A 15,007-nucleotide genomic window follows, 5' to 3' on the forward strand; every position below is an offset into this window, starting at 1 on the left:
TCAGCGCGACGCCGGTTCGCGGACGCGCGACAGCAGCAGGCCACCGATCACGAAGAACGGCAGCAGCGTGAGGATCGGCAGGCGCTGGTTGTCGACCAGCAGCGCGGTCTGGCCGACGACCAGCGGACCGAGCACGGCCGCGAACTTGCCGAGCATGTTGTAGAAGCCGAAGAACTGGCCAGACTGTTCGGACGGAATCAGGCGCGCGTAGTACGAGCGCGACAGCGACTGCACGCCGCCCTGCACGACGCCGATCGCGGCCGCGAGCAGATAGAAATCGGCTTCGGTCTGCAGCCAGTAGGAACCGACGGTGACCATGCCGTAGACCAGCAGACCGAGATAGATCATGCGCCGCGTGCCGACGCGATCGGCGAGCCAGCCGTAGGCGACCGCCGCCGGAAAGCCGATGAACTGCACCAGCAGCAGGGCCTTGATCAGCGCGCCCGGCTCGAAGCCCAGCTTCACGCCGTAGTCCACGGCCATGCGGATGATGGTGTCGACCGCGTCGATGTACAGCCAGTAACCGGCGAGAAACAGCAGCACCGGTTTCATCGTCAGGACCTGGCGGAAGGTGCGCACCAGTTCCTGCCAGTCGCTGCCGGACTGGTCGTGCATCGGTTCCTCGTGCACGAAGCGGAACAGCGGCAACGCGAACAGCATCCACCAGATGCCGACCATCAGGAACGACCACAGCACCGCCTGCGCACCGTCGGCGAGGCCGAAGGCCTGCGGCTTCTGGAACATGACGACGTTGATCGCGAACAGCAGTCCGCCGCCGAGATAGCCGAGGCCGTAGCCGAGCGCCGAGGTCCGGTCCATCTCGTCCGGCCTGGCAACCGCGACGATCAGCGAGTCGTAGAACGACGTCCCGGCAAAAAAACCGATCGAGCCCAGGGTGAACAAGCCGAGCGCAAGCGGCCAGTGCCCCTTGGCAACCCAGAACATCGCCGCGGTGGAGGCCGCGCCGAGCAGCGTCGCGAAGAACAGGAAGCGCTTCTTGTAGCCTTTGCGATCGGCGAGCCCGCCGAGCAGCGGGGCAAGGATCATGACGACGACGCTCGCCGCCGAACTGGCGATGCCGAGCCAGAACGTGCGCGTGCCCGGCGGCAGGCCGTCGGCCCAGTACGCGGCAAAGAACAGCGGAAAGAACCCCGCCATCACGGTGGTGGCGAATGACGAATTCGCCCAGTCGTAGAAAGCCCAGGACCAGCGTGCGCGAGACGATGTCACATCATGATCCTGTCAGTTCGAGCGCCAGCACCAGGGCGTCCTCGCGACCATCGAGCGCGGGATAGTAGTCGCGACGCTCGCCGATCCTGGCGAAGCCGAAGCCGTCGTAGAGTTTCTGCGCAGCCTTGTTCGACTTGCGCACTTCCAGCAGCAGCAGCGTCACGTCGGCGGCACGCGCGACCATCAGCAGATGCTTCAGCAGAAACGCGGCAAGCCCCTGCCGCTGCTGATCCGGCGCCACGCAGATATTGAGAATGTGCGCTTCGCCGACCGCCATGCTCATCAAGGTATAGGCCAGCACCTCGCCCAGCGTATTGGTCACGACCCAGGCGCTGTAGCCGACGCGCAGGCAGTCACTGAAAATGCCCTCGGTCCACGGGTGCGTGTAAGCCTCGCGCTCGATCGCCAGCACCTGCTGCAGATGCGAGGGATGCATCGGATACAGACGCCAGGCGCTCTGCAGCTGCGCGCTCATGGCACAGCACCCAGCTGCTGGTGAATCTTTTTCAGATCGGCCCAGCTCTTGGCTTTCTCGCGCGGACTGCGCAGCAGGTACGCCGGATGGTAGGTCACCAGCAGCGGCGTCCGCCTCGCTCCGTAGTGATACAGGGGCCCACGCAGCTTCGACAGCGGGGCGTCGCTGTTCAGCAGGCGCTGCGCGGCAATGCGGCCGAGCGCAACAATCAGTTTCGGCCTGACCAGCTCGATCTGGCGATCGAGATACGGCCGGCAGGCGTCGACCTCGTCCGCCTCGGGATCACGATTGCCGGGTGGCCGGCACTTGACGACATTGGCGATGAAGACCGCCTCGGCGGCATCCGCGCGCCGGCGATCGCGGCCGATGCTTTTCAGCATCTGGTCGAGCAGCTGGCCAGCACGACCGACGAAGGGCTCGCCGCGCGCATCCTCGTCGGCGCCGGGCCCTTCCCCGACAATCATCAGCGGCGCAGTTTCACTGCCGACGCCGAATACGGTGTTGCTGCGCGTCGCGCACAGCTTGCATGCCATGCAATCCTTGACGGCGGCACGCAGGCCGGGCCAGTCCGACGGGACGACGATCGCCGGCGACGCCGCCGGCCTGTGCTCCGCCGCGGGCGCGGCAGCGATCACGGGGGGCGCCGACCTGGCGCCGACGGCTAGACGCACGGGCGCAGCCGGCGGCGGCAGACGCGGTGCGGGCCGTTCGGGGCGCGCGGCTTTCGGCTGCGGCGCCTCGGCGGCGCCGGGCGCGACATCGACGAACGGCTCGGCCGCCTCGGCGCCGCGCAGACGCCAGACGTCGATGCCCATCAATCTGAGGTACCGCTGCCGGCGCGCCGAGTCCATGTCGGCCATTCTAGCCGCGGAGCACGACGCGCCGGCAGTGGATTTGCGCGTCCTTACGCGACGCGACGCTCGCCGACGCTGCCACGCAGCGCCAATGCGCGATTGACGCCGGACAGGATCGCCTTCAGCGATGCCGTGACGATGTTCGGATCGCGCGCGGCACCGAACAGCGCCTTGCTGTCGCCGAGCCTGAGCTCGATGTAAGTGGCCGCTGCCGCGTCCGCCCCGCTGCCGATCGCATGCTCGTGATAGTCGACAACGGCAATCTTCTCGCCGAGCAGCTGCGACAGGCCGGCAATGAAGGCATCGATCGGTCCGTTGCCGCGGCCGGAAAGCTTCTGGGCACGGCCGTCGATCTCGATCTCGGTCGACAACTCGACCTCGTTGCGCTTGGAATCCTCGACCAGATGATGGGCGACGTACGCGTACGGTTGCTGCGCGTCGAAATACTGCTGCGTGAAAATCCCGCCGATGTCCTCGGCCGTCATCTCGCGCCCGGATTCATCCATCGCTTCCTGCACGACCTGCGAGAACTCGATCTGCAGGCGACGCGGTAGCGACAGGCCGTACTCGTGCTCGAGCAGATACGAGATGCCGCCCTTGCCCGACTGCGAATTGACGCGAATCACCGCCTCGTAGCTGCGGCCGAGATCCTTGGGGTCGAGCGGCAGGTACGGCATCTCCCAGATATCGTCTTCCTTGCGCGCGGCGAACGCCTTCTTGATCGCGTCCTGATGCGAACCGGAAAACGACGTATAGACCAGATCGCCGACATACGGATGGCGCGGATGCACCGGTAGCTGGTTGCAGTATTCGACGACCTGGCGGATCGCGTCGATGTCGGAAAAATCGAGCTGCGGATCAACGCCCTGCGAATACAGGTTCAGCGCCAGATTGACGACGTCGAAATTGCCGGTGCGCTCGCCGTTGCCGAACAGCGTGCCTTCGATGCGGTCGGCGCCTGCCATCAGCGCGAACTCGCCGGCCGCGGTGCCGGTGCCACGGTCGTTGTGCGGATGGATCGACAGGATGATGGCTTCGCGTTTGGCGACGTTGCGATGCATCCATTCGACCATGTCGGCAAAGATGTTCGGCGTCGAATGCTCGACCGTCGACGGCAGGTTGATGATCAGCGGCTTTTCCCTGGTCGCGCCGAAGGCTTCGACCACGGCATCGACCACGCGCTTGGAGAAATCCAGTTCGGTGCCGGAGAACATCTCCGGGGAATATTCGAAACGCCAGTCGGTCCCCGGATTCTCGTCGGCGAGCTGCCGCGCCAGGCGCGCGTGCTTGACGGCCAGCTCGTTGAGCACCTGATCCTGGCTCATGTTGAAGACGACACGGCGCATGATCGGCGCCACCGCGTTGTAGACGTGGACGATCGCGCGCTTCGCGCCCTTCAGCGACTCGAAGCTGCGCCGGATCAGTTCCTCGCGCGCCGGCGTCAGCACCTGGATAGTGACGTCGTCCGGAATCATGTTCTTTTCGATCAGCTGGCGGACGAAGTCGAACTCGGTCTGCGACGCACTCGGGAATCCGACCTCGATTTCCTTGAAACCGATGCGGATCAGCTCGCGGAACATGCGCAGCTTGCGCTCGACGTTCATCGGCTCGATCAGCGCCTGGTTGCCGTCGCGGAGGTCGGTCGACAGCCAGATCGGCGCCCTGGTGAGCACGGTGTCCGGCCACTGCCGGTCGCGCAGGTGCACGGGTTTGAAGGAACGGTACTTGGTCGAAGGATCTTTGAGCATGGTCATGGCGGATTCCTGCCGGTGCGCGAACGAGGCTTTGAACCTGGATCGGCGGTTTTGTTCGTGAGGGTCTTGCTTGGCACGGTTTCGGCCCCGTGCGGGCGCGGTCTATGGTCTGCCTTACGGCAGAAGCTTGAGACCAAGAAGCGAGAACGCGCGCGCGGACCCGGCACTGAGCGTGCGGGCAGCGAAGTCGGAGTGACGGGCGCAATTCATGGCGTCGAACTATAGACCAATTCGCCGGCGACGAAAACCGCCGGCCGTCCGGCTCACGCCGCCGGCCGGCGCCGCATGCGGCGCCACAGCAGGATCGCCGGGCCGGACAGGGCGTAAGCGAAAAACACCAGGAACAGGATGCGCGGCGGATCGATCAGCACCAGCGCGAACACGCCGATCACCGCGGCCAGCGACATGAAGCGTGTGCGCGTCTTCAGGTTGACCTTCTTGAAACTGTTGTAGCGCACACTCGAGACCATCGACAACGCGGTTGCCAGCGTCAGCGGCGCGGCGAAGCCGAGCACCTCGCTGCCGGTCAGCGGCACATGACCCGACACCCAGGCGAACAGCGAACGGCTGTCGTCGACGCAGCTCCAGACGAAGAAAGTGATCACCGCCGCCGCCGCCGGGCTCGGCACCCCGAAGAAATCCTTGTTGGAACTGGCGATGGCCGCCAGCACGTTGAAGCGCGCCAGACGCAGGGCGGCGCAGGCGGCATAGGCGAACGCGATCACCCAGCCGAGCTTGCCGCCGATCCAGCGATAGTCGGCGAGATAGTGCAGCGAGAACGCCCAGATCAGCACCGCCGGCGCAATGCCGAACGCCACCATGTCGCACAGCGAATCGTATTCCTTGCCGAAGTCGGTCTGCGTATTGGTCAGCCGCGCGACCCGGCCGTCGAGTCCGTCGGCGATCATCGCGCCGAAAATGCCGAACACTGCGGCCTCGAAGTGCCCGGCAGTCGCCATCACGATCGCGTAGAAACCGCCGAACAAGGTGCCGGTCGTCAGCAGGTTCGGCACCAGATAAATGCCCTTGCGACGAGGCTTGAGCGCTTGCTTGTTTTCCATGAGCCCTGCGACAGTCTGTCTTGTCCGATTGGCCGGCATCTTAACTGACGGACTCCGTCACGATCCGGACCCGCAATGAAAAAGGCGCCCGCAGGCGCCTTTTTCGAAGCTGATTGGCGTCGCGATCAATTCTTCGACTTGTCGACCAGCTTGTTCTTGCCGATCCACGGCATCATCGCGCGCAGCTGGCCGCCGACCACTTCGATCGGATGTGCGGCGTTGAGACGGCGCATCGCGGTCATTTCCGGATAGCCGAGCTTGCCCTCGGAAACGAAGGCCTTGGCGTACTTGCCGGTCTGGATGTCGAGCAGGGCCTGCTTCATCGCCTTGCGCGACTCGTCGTTGATGACCTTCGGGCCGGTCACGTACTCGCCGTACTCGGCATTGTTCGAGATCGAGTAGTTCATCGTCGCGATGCCGCCTTCATACATCAGGTCGACGATCAGCTTGAGCTCATGCAGGCACTCGAAGTAGGCCATCTCCGGCTCGTAGCCGGCATCGACGAGCGTTTCAAACCCGGCCTTGACCAGTTCGACGGCGCCGCCGCAGAGCACGGCCTGTTCGCCGAACAGGTCGGTCTCGCATTCGTCCTTGAACGTGGTCTCGATGATGCCCGAGCGGCCGCCGCCGATCGCCGAGGCATAAGACAGCGCGAGCTTCTTGGCGCTGCCGCTGGCGTCCTGATAGACGGCGATCAAGTCCGGAATGCCGCCACCCTTGGTGTACTCGTTGCGGACCGTATGACCCGGCGCCTTCGGCGCGATCATGATCACGTCGAGGTCGGCACGCGGCACCACCTGGTTGAAGTGGATCGCGAAGCCGTGCGCGAACGCCAGCGTCGAACCCTTCCTGATGTTCGGTTCGATCTCGTTCTTGTACAGCTCGGACTGGAACTCGTCCGGGGTGAGGATCATCACCAGATCGGCCCAGGCGCAGGCATCGGCAACGCTCTTGACCTTGAGACCGCCGGCCTCGACCTTGGCGGCAGTCGCCGAGCCCGGGCGCAACGCCACGACGACGTCGACGCCACTGTCCTTGAGGTTCAGCGCATGGGCGTGGCCCTGCGAACCGTAGCCAACGATCGCGACTTTCTTCGACTGGATGATCGAAAGGTCGGCGTCTTTGTCGTAGTAAACGTTGATGCTCACGTGAAACTCCAGTTGCGTAGGCCGCTCTTGACGGCCCGGTCTTGCGGGATTTGCGAATGCTTCAGGCAGCGAGCGTGCCGGAGGTCACGGTCTGATGACCGATCGCGACGGCGGCGACACCGCTGCGTACCAGTTCGAGCACGGTCGAGAAGTTCGACAGCGCGGCGACGAACGCCTCGATCTGCGCGGCGGTACCGGCGAGTTGCACGGTGCGCGTGTTGTCGGTGCCGTCCAGCGCGATCGCGTGATGGTCGCGAACACAGTGGATGAAGGCATTGGCCTGCTGCAGCGGCAGATCGACCTTGACGATCACCAGTTCGGATTCGATGTGATCGGCGCTCGACAGATCGAAGATCTCGACAACGTCGATCAGCTTGCGGGTCTGCTTGATGATCTGCTCGATCACGGCGTCCGAACCGCTGGTGACGAGCGTCAGCCGCGACACGGCCGGATCGAGCGTCGGCGCCACCGACAGCGAGTCGATGTTGTAGCCGCGGGACGAAAACGTGCTGGCGACGCGCGCAAGCGCACCGGCCTCGTTTTGCAGCAGGATCGAGATGATGTGACGCATAGGGGCGCGAATGATAGAGGCTCGTCGCCGGAAAATCACCCGGAAAAGAGCCGGATATTGCCGTTTCGCTAGCACGGACCGGGCGCCGCGGCTATTGGGGCAGCCCCCCAAATGGCGCTAATATCGCGCCCCCGCAAGCAAGCCCCGGCCGCAAACGACATGAACGCTGTGCTGAAGACCCCGCATCCGCTCGCAGGCCGGACGATGACCGGCGCGGACATCGTCGTCCAGATCCTGGCGGACGAAGGCGTGGATGTCGTGTTCGGCTACAGCGGCGGCGCGATCCTGCCCAGCTACGACGCGATCTTCCGTTACAACGCCGCGCATGCGCCTGCCGGCGGCAGCGAGCCGATGCCCTTGATCGTGCCGGCCAACGAGCAGGCGGCCGGCTTCATGGCCGCCGGCTTTGCGCGTGCGTCCGGCAAGGTCGGCGTCTGCATGGTGACGTCCGGTCCCGGCGCAACCAATACGGTCACGCCGGTACGCGACTGCATGGCCGACTCGATCCCGATCGTCGTGATCTGCGGCCAGGTGCCGACCGCCGCGGTCGGCACCGACGCCTTCCAGGAAGCACCGATCAGCTCGATCATGGGCGCCGCCGCCAAGCATGTGTTCCTCGTCACCGATGCCAGCAAGCTTGAAGCGACGGTGCGCAGTGCATTCGAGATCGCGCGCACCGGTCGCCCCGGCCCGGTGGTCGTCGACATCCCCAAGGACGTGCAGAACTGGTCGGGCACGTTCCGCGGCGAGGGCCGCCTGCCCCTGCCCGGTTACCGCGCGCGTCTCCGCGAGGTTTACGAAAACCAGCTGCAGCCGGCCAGGGCCGCCTCGTTTCTCGAATTGCTGCGCGCCGCCAGACGCCCGCTGATCTATGCCGGCGGCGGCGTCATCCACGGCGAAGCCGCCGCCAGCCTGCGCGCGTTCGCGGCGAGCTTCGGCATTCCGGTGACGACGACGCTGATGGGCATCGGCGCGGTCGACACCACGGCACCGCTGTCGCTGCAGATGCTCGGCATGCACGGCACCGCATTCGCGAACTACGCGGTCGACGACTGCGACTTCCTGATCGCGGTCGGCGCGCGTTTCGACGATCGCGTCGCCGGCAATCCGGCGCGCTTCGCGCCCCGCGCCCAGGCGATCGCCCATTTCGACATCGACCCGTCGGAGATCAACAAGGTCAAGCGGGTGCACTGGCATCACGTCGGCGAACTGAACCACGCGCTGAACACGCTGCGCGACTACATCGGCGCGCAGGGCTTCAAGCCGGACTATCAGGCCTGGCATGCGCACATCGCCGAGCTCAAGCGGCGTTACGCAATGAACTACGAGCGCGGCGGCGAGCTGATCCAGCCGCACGCCGTGATCGAAGCGATCAACGACATCACCGGCGGCGAAGCGGTGGTGGCAACCGGCGTCGGCCAGCACCAGATGTGGGCCGCCCAGTACTTCGACTTCAAGCAGCCGCGTCTGTGGCTGACGTCCGGCTCCATGGGCACCATGGGTTTCGGCCTGCCGGCGGCGATCGGCGCCGCCTTCGCGCAAAAGAACCGCACGGTCATCGACATCGACGGTGACGCTTCGATCCGCATGAACCTCGGCGAGCTGGAAACGGCGACCACCTACAAGCTGCCGGTCAAGATCGTCGTGCTCAACAACAACGGCGACGGCATGGTCAAGCAGTGGCAGCGGCTGTTCTTCGAGTCGCGCTATGCCGGCTCGGACAAGACCCTGCACCAGAAAGACTTCATCAAGGCCGCCGAAGCCGATGGTTATAAGTTCGCCGTGCGGGTCGAGCGCAAGGATGACCTGGCGCGTGTCGTCAAGGACTTCATCGCCTTCGACGGCCCGGCCTTTCTCGAAGTGATGATCGATCCGATGGCGTCGGTCTACCCGATGGTCGGCCCGGGTCAGGCCTACGCGCAGATGATCACCGGCGACTGGATTGCCTCGCGCGATGCCGCGGCTCCGGACCGGGTCGATCCGCAGACCACACAGATGTTCTGAAGTGCGGCGAATGGCGGACACCCCTCTACCGGGCTCCGCCCGGTCCTCATCTCCCGGTGACCGCATTCGCTCGCAGCAACGCTGGCAGCGCCTGCGGAGTCGCGGCCGGGCGCTGGTCAAGGCACGCCTCGGCGATCACCACCAGACGCCGAGCCGGCGCTTCGGCCACGATCTGAGCGCCGGCGACGTACAGATTCTCGAGACGATCGCCGGCGGCGACAGCACGCGCTATCGATTCCCGGCACCGCTGGAACAGCGCTTTCTCGACTACTCGCGCCTGAGCAGCCGCAATGCGCGAATCAGCATTGCCGTGCTGGCTTTCGTGCTCTATGCCGGCGCACCGTTGTGGAGCCGCGTACTGGCGACGCCACCGGAAACCGCGCAGCTGATGCTGCTGCTGGAACTCGGGATCATGGCGCCGGTATTCGGCCTGCTTGCCGTGTTGCTGGCACGCAAACCGTTGTCGCCCGGTGTCGAATGGTTCCTGATCGCGGCGCTGATCATGGAACTGGTCGCGATCGAGATCGTGCGCTACATCAGCGCCGATTTCGGTTTTCACATCGAGCCGTCGATCACCATCGTCATTCCGGTCGCGGCGCTGGTGGTGGTGCGGCTGAGCTTCAATCGCAGCCTGGTATTCGTCGCCGCGTATCTCGTCGCGGTGCTGGGCGTACAGACGCTCTGGCCGGACAGCGATGCGCGCCGCAGCCAGACCGCCTGGGTCATGGAACTCATCCTGCTCGGACTGTCACTGCTTTCGGTGATCTGGTCGCGGCTATCGATGCGCCGGCAATGGGCGTCGGCCCTGTTGCTGGAAATCATGGCGTACCGCGACGGCCTGACCGGACTCGCCAATCGCCGCGCGTTCGAGGAGCACTACGAGAAGGTTGCGCGCGCCGTCGCGCGCGGCCAGAACAAGGTCCTGCTGTTCGCGCTGATCGATCTCGATCATTTCAAGAAACTCAACGACCATTACGGCCACGACTATGGCGACGGCGTACTCGCCGAAGTCGGTCTGGCGCTGGCGGGTTTGGCTCGCCGCTCGCTCGATCTGGCGTCGCGGCTCGGCGGCGAAGAATTCGCATTGCTGCTGTACGACTGCGATGCCGCTGCGGCCGAAGAGCGTCTGCGCGCGATGGTCGCGGCGATCGCCGATCTGCAGATCGAACATGTCGGCAATGACGCCGGTGTCGTCACCTGCAGTGTCGGTGGCGCACTGATCGGACCGAACGACGTGCTCTCGGACGCTTATCGGCTCGCCGACGCGCGCCTGTACGCCGTCAAGCGCAGCGGCCGCAACGGCTTCCGCATGAAGGACGACTGAGCGCCGGCACGCTGCAACAACCGGCTCGAAACGCCTGGCGACGCCGGCCTCAGCGCAGGCGCCCGCGACGAAACGCGGGATTGCGTATCGGCTGCGAATCGCGCGCGTCGACCAGATCACCGCTTTCGTTGACCAGCGACACCCGGATGCGCTCGCCGTTGCGGCGGTCCTTCAGCAGCAGGGGACCACCGCCGGGGCCGGCCACATGCAGATCACCCCACTGCAGCAGACCGACGATCACCGGCAGCAGATCGACCCCCTTTGCCGTCAGGCGATATTCGGCGCGCGGCCGCTCGCCGGGCGCCGAATACATCTGCTTGCGGAAAATACCGGCATCGACGAGTTTGCGCAGACGCACCGCCAGCACCGCGGTCGAGCAGCCGGTATGGCGCAGGAAGTCGTCGTATCGCCGCACGCCATTGAACGCCTCGCGCAGCAGCAAAAGACTCCAGCGATCGCCGATCGCCGCGACCGCCGCGGCCACCGAGCACGAGGCGGCGTCGAGCACGTCGCGCACCTGTGGCGCTTCATCTCTGGCTGGGACTCTGGCTTTCATTGACAAAGTCAGAATACCCGACTAGCTTCTGACTTCCAAATTGCAAGTCAGGTCGCGCCCGGCGCGGCAAGGAAGTCACTCATGTCCGCAGATTCCGTGCGTGCGCCACGCTATGGCGTCGTCGATCCCGCACAACGCAGCAGCGTCAGTGGCGTCGATTTTCTGAAAGCGATCATCGACGGGCGCGTGCCCCTGCCGCCGATCATGGAGACCATGGCGATCACGCCGATCAGCGTGACGCACGGCGAGGTCGTGATGCACGGTGCCCCGGAACAGCGGCATCTCAATCCGCTCGGCAGCGTGCACGGCGGCTACGGCTGCACCCTGCTCGACTCGGTCATGGGCTGCGCGGTGCATTCGACGCTGGAGATCGGCCAGGGCTACACGACGGTCGAACTGAAGGTGAATTTCACGCGTCCGATCCTGCCCGGCATGCGCGTGCGCGGCGTCGGCACGGTCGTCAATCGCGGCCGGCAGCTGGCGATCGCCGACGGCCGCATCCTCGCCGAGGGCGGCAAGCTGCTGGCGCACGCGACCACCACCTGTCTGCTGTTCGCGATGCCGGCACGGGCCGCGGCCTGAGGCCGCCGCGACTGCTGCATTGTGATGACGTCGCGCTGCAACAGGCCGATACAATGCACGCCATCCGAATCTTCCCTTCCGACCTTCAAGGACTCCGGCATGAGCACTGAACCCATCGTCACCGAAGTACGTGATCGCATCCTGACGATTCGCCTGAATCGCGCCGACAAGAAAAACGCCATCAACGGCGTCATGTACAAGGCCATGGCCGATGCCATGATCGCCGGCAACGCCGATCCCGAAGTGCGGGTGATCCTGTTCACCGGCACCGATGGTTGCTTCAGCAGCGGCAACGATCTCGCCGATTTCCTCAATTCGCCGATGGACGCCGGCGGTGGCGTCGTTGCGCAGTTCATGCAGTCGGTGGTCGACGCCGGCAAGCCGGTGGTCGCGGCTGTCGCCGGGCCGGCGGTCGGCATCGGCACCACGCTGCTGCTGCATTGCGATCTGATCTATGCCGCCGAGAAGACCCGTTTCCAGCTGCCATTCGTCAACATCGGCATCTGCCCGGAATTCGCGTCGAGCCTGATGATGCCGGTGATCATGGGCCATCCACGCGCTGCCGAACTGCTGCTGCTCGGCGAGCCGTTCACCGCCGCCAAGGCGCGCGAGTACGGACTGATCAACGAGGTGCTGCCGGAAGCCGATGTCGAAGCGCACGCCCGCGCGCAGGCCCTGAAGCTGGCCGCGCAGCCGCCGAATGCGATGCGCACCGCCAAGGCGCTGCTGAAGCGCTGGACGCGCGAGCAGGTCAAGGACGTGATCGGCATCGAGGTCAATCACTTCGTGCCGATGCTGCAGCAGCCGGAAGCGATCGAAGCGATCGGCGCTTTCGTGCAGAAGCGCAAGCCGGACTTCTCGAAGTTCAACTGAAGCAGGCTCCGAGCCGGAACAACGCGGCCTGCCGGCCGCGCTTTTCGTGGCGATCACCCCGAGTGCCGGAAATGGCGTAGCGTGGCCGGCACGAGAGGCGCGTCGCCAGACCGCTGCTCGCCAGCCGTCACGACGATCCGGTCCCCGAGACATGCCAGCCAGGCGCAGACAGAACGACAGCGGCGATCGCGCAGCCATCCTGGCAGCCGCCCGCCGCTGCTTCATCGAAACCGCGTACGAAAACCTGGCGATGGCCGATCTGATTCAGGCCAGCGAACTCGCGGCGGACCGCTTCGAACGTCACGTCGCGGACAAGGCGTCGCTGTTCCGCGCGCTGGTGGAAGAGAGTCTCGCGCCGCTGCAGGAGCACATCGACGCGTCGCGCCCACAGGCCGCGAGCTTCGAGGTGCTCTTGCGCAGCACCTGCATTCGCGCGTTGCAGGAAATCCGCAGCGAGCCGGAACTGTTCGGCATGATGCTGCGCAATGAATCCGCACTGCGCGCGATTTTCGAAGACGACATCGTCGGTCTGATGCTGCGCCCGCTGCACGATGATCTGCGCGAGGCGGTGCGAAACGGCGCCCTGCCGCCGATCGACGCGGACATGCTGATGACCATCATGATTCGCGCCGCTGACGTGCCTTGCCGTCTGATGGCGGAGCAGCCGAGCCACGATGCGCAGCCGATGGCCGCCGAAATCGGCCGTCAGTTCACCCACGCCATCGATGCGCTGCAGGCCGCGACGCAGACGCCGATGATCCGCATCGGCTCCCGCAAGCTGCGCGGTGCGGCGCGCTGAACCGGTGCCGCAGCGGCTTCAGGCTTCGAGGTAGACGCGACCGTCGCGTTCCCGCGCGACGAAGGTCTGCAGCGGCATCGGCTCGCGGCCCAGTGCGACGATGCGGCGGCTCCATTGCGGCAGCGGCAGGCCGGCGACGGCATTGACCCAGTCGAGATTGGCGCCGCTGCACAGATCGAAACTCGAACCGCGAAACGGACAGCGGATGACGCCGTCGACGATCCGGCCGCGTGCCAGCGGCAGGCCCAGATGCGGACAGCGGTTCTCGACGGCGCAGAGCGTGCCGGCAACGCGCGTCAGCACGATGGAACGGCCTGCCGCACGAACCGTCAGTGCGGCACCTTCACGCACATCGGCGACATTCGCCACGTCGATCTCGGCCATCGTCTTCCCCGCAGGCTGCGACACGCAGTGACTATACGCCGCGATCAGTCCTGCGCGCGCAACCGGCCGCCGCGCTGGTCCGGCAACAGCACGGTCAGCACGCCAAGCAGCGGGAAGAATGCGCACGCGCGATAGACCGCTTCGATGCCGTACAGGTCGGCGAACTTGCCGAGCACCGCGGCGGCGATGCCGCCCATGCCGAACGCGAACCCGAAGAACAGGCCCGACACGGCGCCGACCTTGTCCGGCGCCAGTTCCTGGGCGAAGACCAGAATTGCAGAGAACGCCGACGCCAGCACGAAGCCGATGATGACGCTGAGCACGCCGGTCGCGGCCAGGCCGACGTGCGGCAGCAGCAGCGTGAACGGCGCGACGCCGAGGATCGATACCCAGATCACCTGCTTGCGGCCGACGCGATCTCCGATCGGGCCGCCGAGCACGGTGCCGGCGGCGACGGCGAACAGGAACGCGAACAGGTACAGCTGCGCGGACTGTGCGCTCAGACCGAAGCGATGCATGAGATAGAACGTGTAGTAGCTGGTGATGCTGGCCAGGTAGAAATACTTGGAGAACACCAGCAGCATCAGCACCAGCATCGCGCGGAGCACGGTGCGGCGCGGCAGCTTCGACACGGGCACCGCTTTCGGCCGGGCCGCAGCGGCGCGATGCTGCCGGCGGTACCAGATGCCGATCTTCCACAGCACGCCGATCGCGATCAGCGCGGCGAGCGAAAACCACGCAAGGCTGCGCTGGCCGTGCGGCAGGACGATCAAGGCCGCCAGCAGCGGTCCGACTGCGCTGCCGGCATTGCCGCCGACCTGGAACAGCGACTGCGCGAGGCCGTGCTGCCCGCCGGAGGCCATGCGCGCGACGCGCGAGGATTCCGGATGAAAGATCGACGAGCCGGTACCGACCAGCGCCGCCGCCATCAGCACCACCGCGAAACTCGGCGCGAACGCCAGCAGCAGCAGACCGCAAAGCGTGAAACTCATGCCGACCGCCAGCGAGCTCGGTTGCGGACGCCTGTCGGTGTACAGGCCGATCAGCGGTTGCAGCAGCGAGGCACTGAACTGATAGGTCAGCGTGATCAAACCGATCTGCGCAAAGCTCAGCGCAAAGCTCGCCTTCAGCAGCGGATAGATCGCCAGGATCAGCGACTGGATCATGTCATTGAGAAAGTGCGCGAAGCTGATCGCTCCGAGCACGCCGAAGCCGGTGCGCGACGCGCGCTCGCCGGCATTCACGATCGGTGGGCTCAAAGGCGCTTCCAGCGGATTTTTCAGCGGCGTTTCCATGTTTGCGGGTCGAGGTCGGCAGCCATCGGCGTCAAGGCTGCGCATCGTAAGCAGCGGCAATACGCCTGTCCTGCGAGAATAGGACGACATCCTTTGC

General features: G+C 65.5%; 15 protein-coding genes. 5 read left to right on the forward strand and 10 right to left on the reverse strand.

The annotated features are described in order from the left end of the window. The 7 genes from G7Y85_RS02630 to ilvN form a co-directional block, all read right to left on the reverse strand. On the reverse strand, positions 1–1,230 hold the full coding sequence (locus G7Y85_RS02630) for an MFS transporter (protein ID WP_166251247.1): 1,230 nt from the start codon (positions 1,228–1,230) through the stop codon (positions 1–3). Position 1,231: 1 nt separating this feature from the next. Beyond that, on the reverse strand, positions 1,232–1,705 hold the full coding sequence (rimI, locus tag G7Y85_RS02635; RefSeq protein ID WP_166251250.1) for a ribosomal protein S18-alanine N-acetyltransferase: 474 nt from the start codon (positions 1,703–1,705) through the stop codon (positions 1,232–1,234). Continuing rightward, positions 1,702–2,565, reverse strand: coding sequence for a uracil-DNA glycosylase (locus G7Y85_RS02640; protein WP_241695922.1), 864 nt, complete (start codon positions 2,563–2,565; stop codon positions 1,702–1,704). Before G7Y85_RS02640 ends, rimI begins: the two co-directional genes overlap by 4 nt. 44 nt (positions 2,566–2,609) lie before the next feature. Beyond that, on the reverse strand, positions 2,610–4,307 hold the full coding sequence (gene leuA, locus G7Y85_RS02645; protein ID WP_166251877.1) for a 2-isopropylmalate synthase: 1,698 nt from the start codon (positions 4,305–4,307) through the stop codon (positions 2,610–2,612). A 269-nt stretch (positions 4,308–4,576) separates the two neighbouring features. Next, complete coding sequence (gene pssA / locus G7Y85_RS02650; protein ID WP_166251253.1) at positions 4,577–5,374, reverse strand: CDP-diacylglycerol--serine O-phosphatidyltransferase; 798 nt, start codon at positions 5,372–5,374, stop codon at positions 4,577–4,579. A gap of 125 nt (positions 5,375–5,499) precedes the next feature. Continuing rightward, positions 5,500–6,516 carry a ketol-acid reductoisomerase gene (gene ilvC, locus G7Y85_RS02655; RefSeq protein WP_166251880.1) on the reverse strand — a complete coding sequence of 339 codons (1,017 nt, stop codon included), beginning with the start codon at positions 6,514–6,516 and terminating at the stop codon, positions 5,500–5,502. 67 nt (positions 6,517–6,583) lie between these two features. Continuing rightward, the gene (ilvN, locus tag G7Y85_RS02660) at positions 6,584–7,093 is read right to left on the reverse strand and encodes an acetolactate synthase small subunit (protein WP_166251256.1); all 510 of its coding nucleotides are present in this window, start codon (positions 7,091–7,093) and stop codon (positions 6,584–6,586) included. A 159-nt stretch (positions 7,094–7,252) separates the two neighbouring features. On the opposite strand from ilvN, the gene ilvB reads away from it, so the two are divergent. Then, positions 7,253–9,097, forward strand: coding sequence for a biosynthetic-type acetolactate synthase large subunit (gene ilvB, locus G7Y85_RS02665; protein ID WP_166251259.1), 1,845 nt, complete (start codon positions 7,253–7,255; stop codon positions 9,095–9,097). A gap of 10 nt (positions 9,098–9,107) precedes the next feature. Further along, complete coding sequence (locus tag G7Y85_RS02670) at positions 9,108–10,421, forward strand: GGDEF domain-containing protein (protein ID WP_166251263.1); 1,314 nt, start codon at positions 9,108–9,110, stop codon at positions 10,419–10,421. A 49-nt stretch (positions 10,422–10,470) separates the two neighbouring features. Here G7Y85_RS02670 and G7Y85_RS02675 read toward each other — a convergent pair whose 3' ends face one another. Continuing rightward, positions 10,471–10,977, reverse strand: coding sequence for a winged helix-turn-helix transcriptional regulator (locus G7Y85_RS02675; protein ID WP_166251267.1), 507 nt, complete (start codon positions 10,975–10,977; stop codon positions 10,471–10,473). 81 nt (positions 10,978–11,058) lie between these two features. Between G7Y85_RS02675 and G7Y85_RS02680 the strand changes: the two genes are divergently transcribed. From G7Y85_RS02680 to G7Y85_RS02690, 3 genes are all read left to right on the forward strand, one after another. Further along, positions 11,059–11,559: a PaaI family thioesterase gene (locus G7Y85_RS02680; protein WP_166251270.1), complete on the forward strand. Its 501-nt coding sequence runs from the start codon at positions 11,059–11,061 to the stop codon at positions 11,557–11,559. Positions 11,560–11,658: 99 nt separating this feature from the next. After that, positions 11,659–12,432, forward strand: a complete 774-nt coding sequence (locus G7Y85_RS02685) for an enoyl-CoA hydratase (protein WP_166251273.1) — start codon at positions 11,659–11,661, stop codon at positions 12,430–12,432. A gap of 250 nt (positions 12,433–12,682) precedes the next feature. Next, positions 12,683–13,231, forward strand: a complete 549-nt coding sequence (locus tag G7Y85_RS02690) for a hypothetical protein (RefSeq protein WP_166251275.1) — start codon at positions 12,683–12,685, stop codon at positions 13,229–13,231. A gap of 18 nt (positions 13,232–13,249) precedes the next feature. On the opposite strand, the gene G7Y85_RS02695 is transcribed toward G7Y85_RS02690, so the two are convergent. Both G7Y85_RS02695 and G7Y85_RS02700 read right to left on the reverse strand, forming a co-directional pair. Beyond that, positions 13,250–13,615, reverse strand: a complete 366-nt coding sequence (locus G7Y85_RS02695; RefSeq protein WP_166251277.1) for a Rieske (2Fe-2S) protein — start codon at positions 13,613–13,615, stop codon at positions 13,250–13,252. Between the two features lie 44 nt (positions 13,616–13,659). Beyond that, complete coding sequence (locus G7Y85_RS02700; protein ID WP_166251279.1) at positions 13,660–14,910, reverse strand: MFS transporter; 1,251 nt, start codon at positions 14,908–14,910, stop codon at positions 13,660–13,662. Positions 14,911–15,007: the final 97 nt, after the last annotated feature.

This window comes from Solimonas terrae (assembly GCF_011067135.1).
Classification (GTDB): Bacteria; Pseudomonadota; Gammaproteobacteria; order Nevskiales; family Nevskiaceae; genus Solimonas; species Solimonas terrae.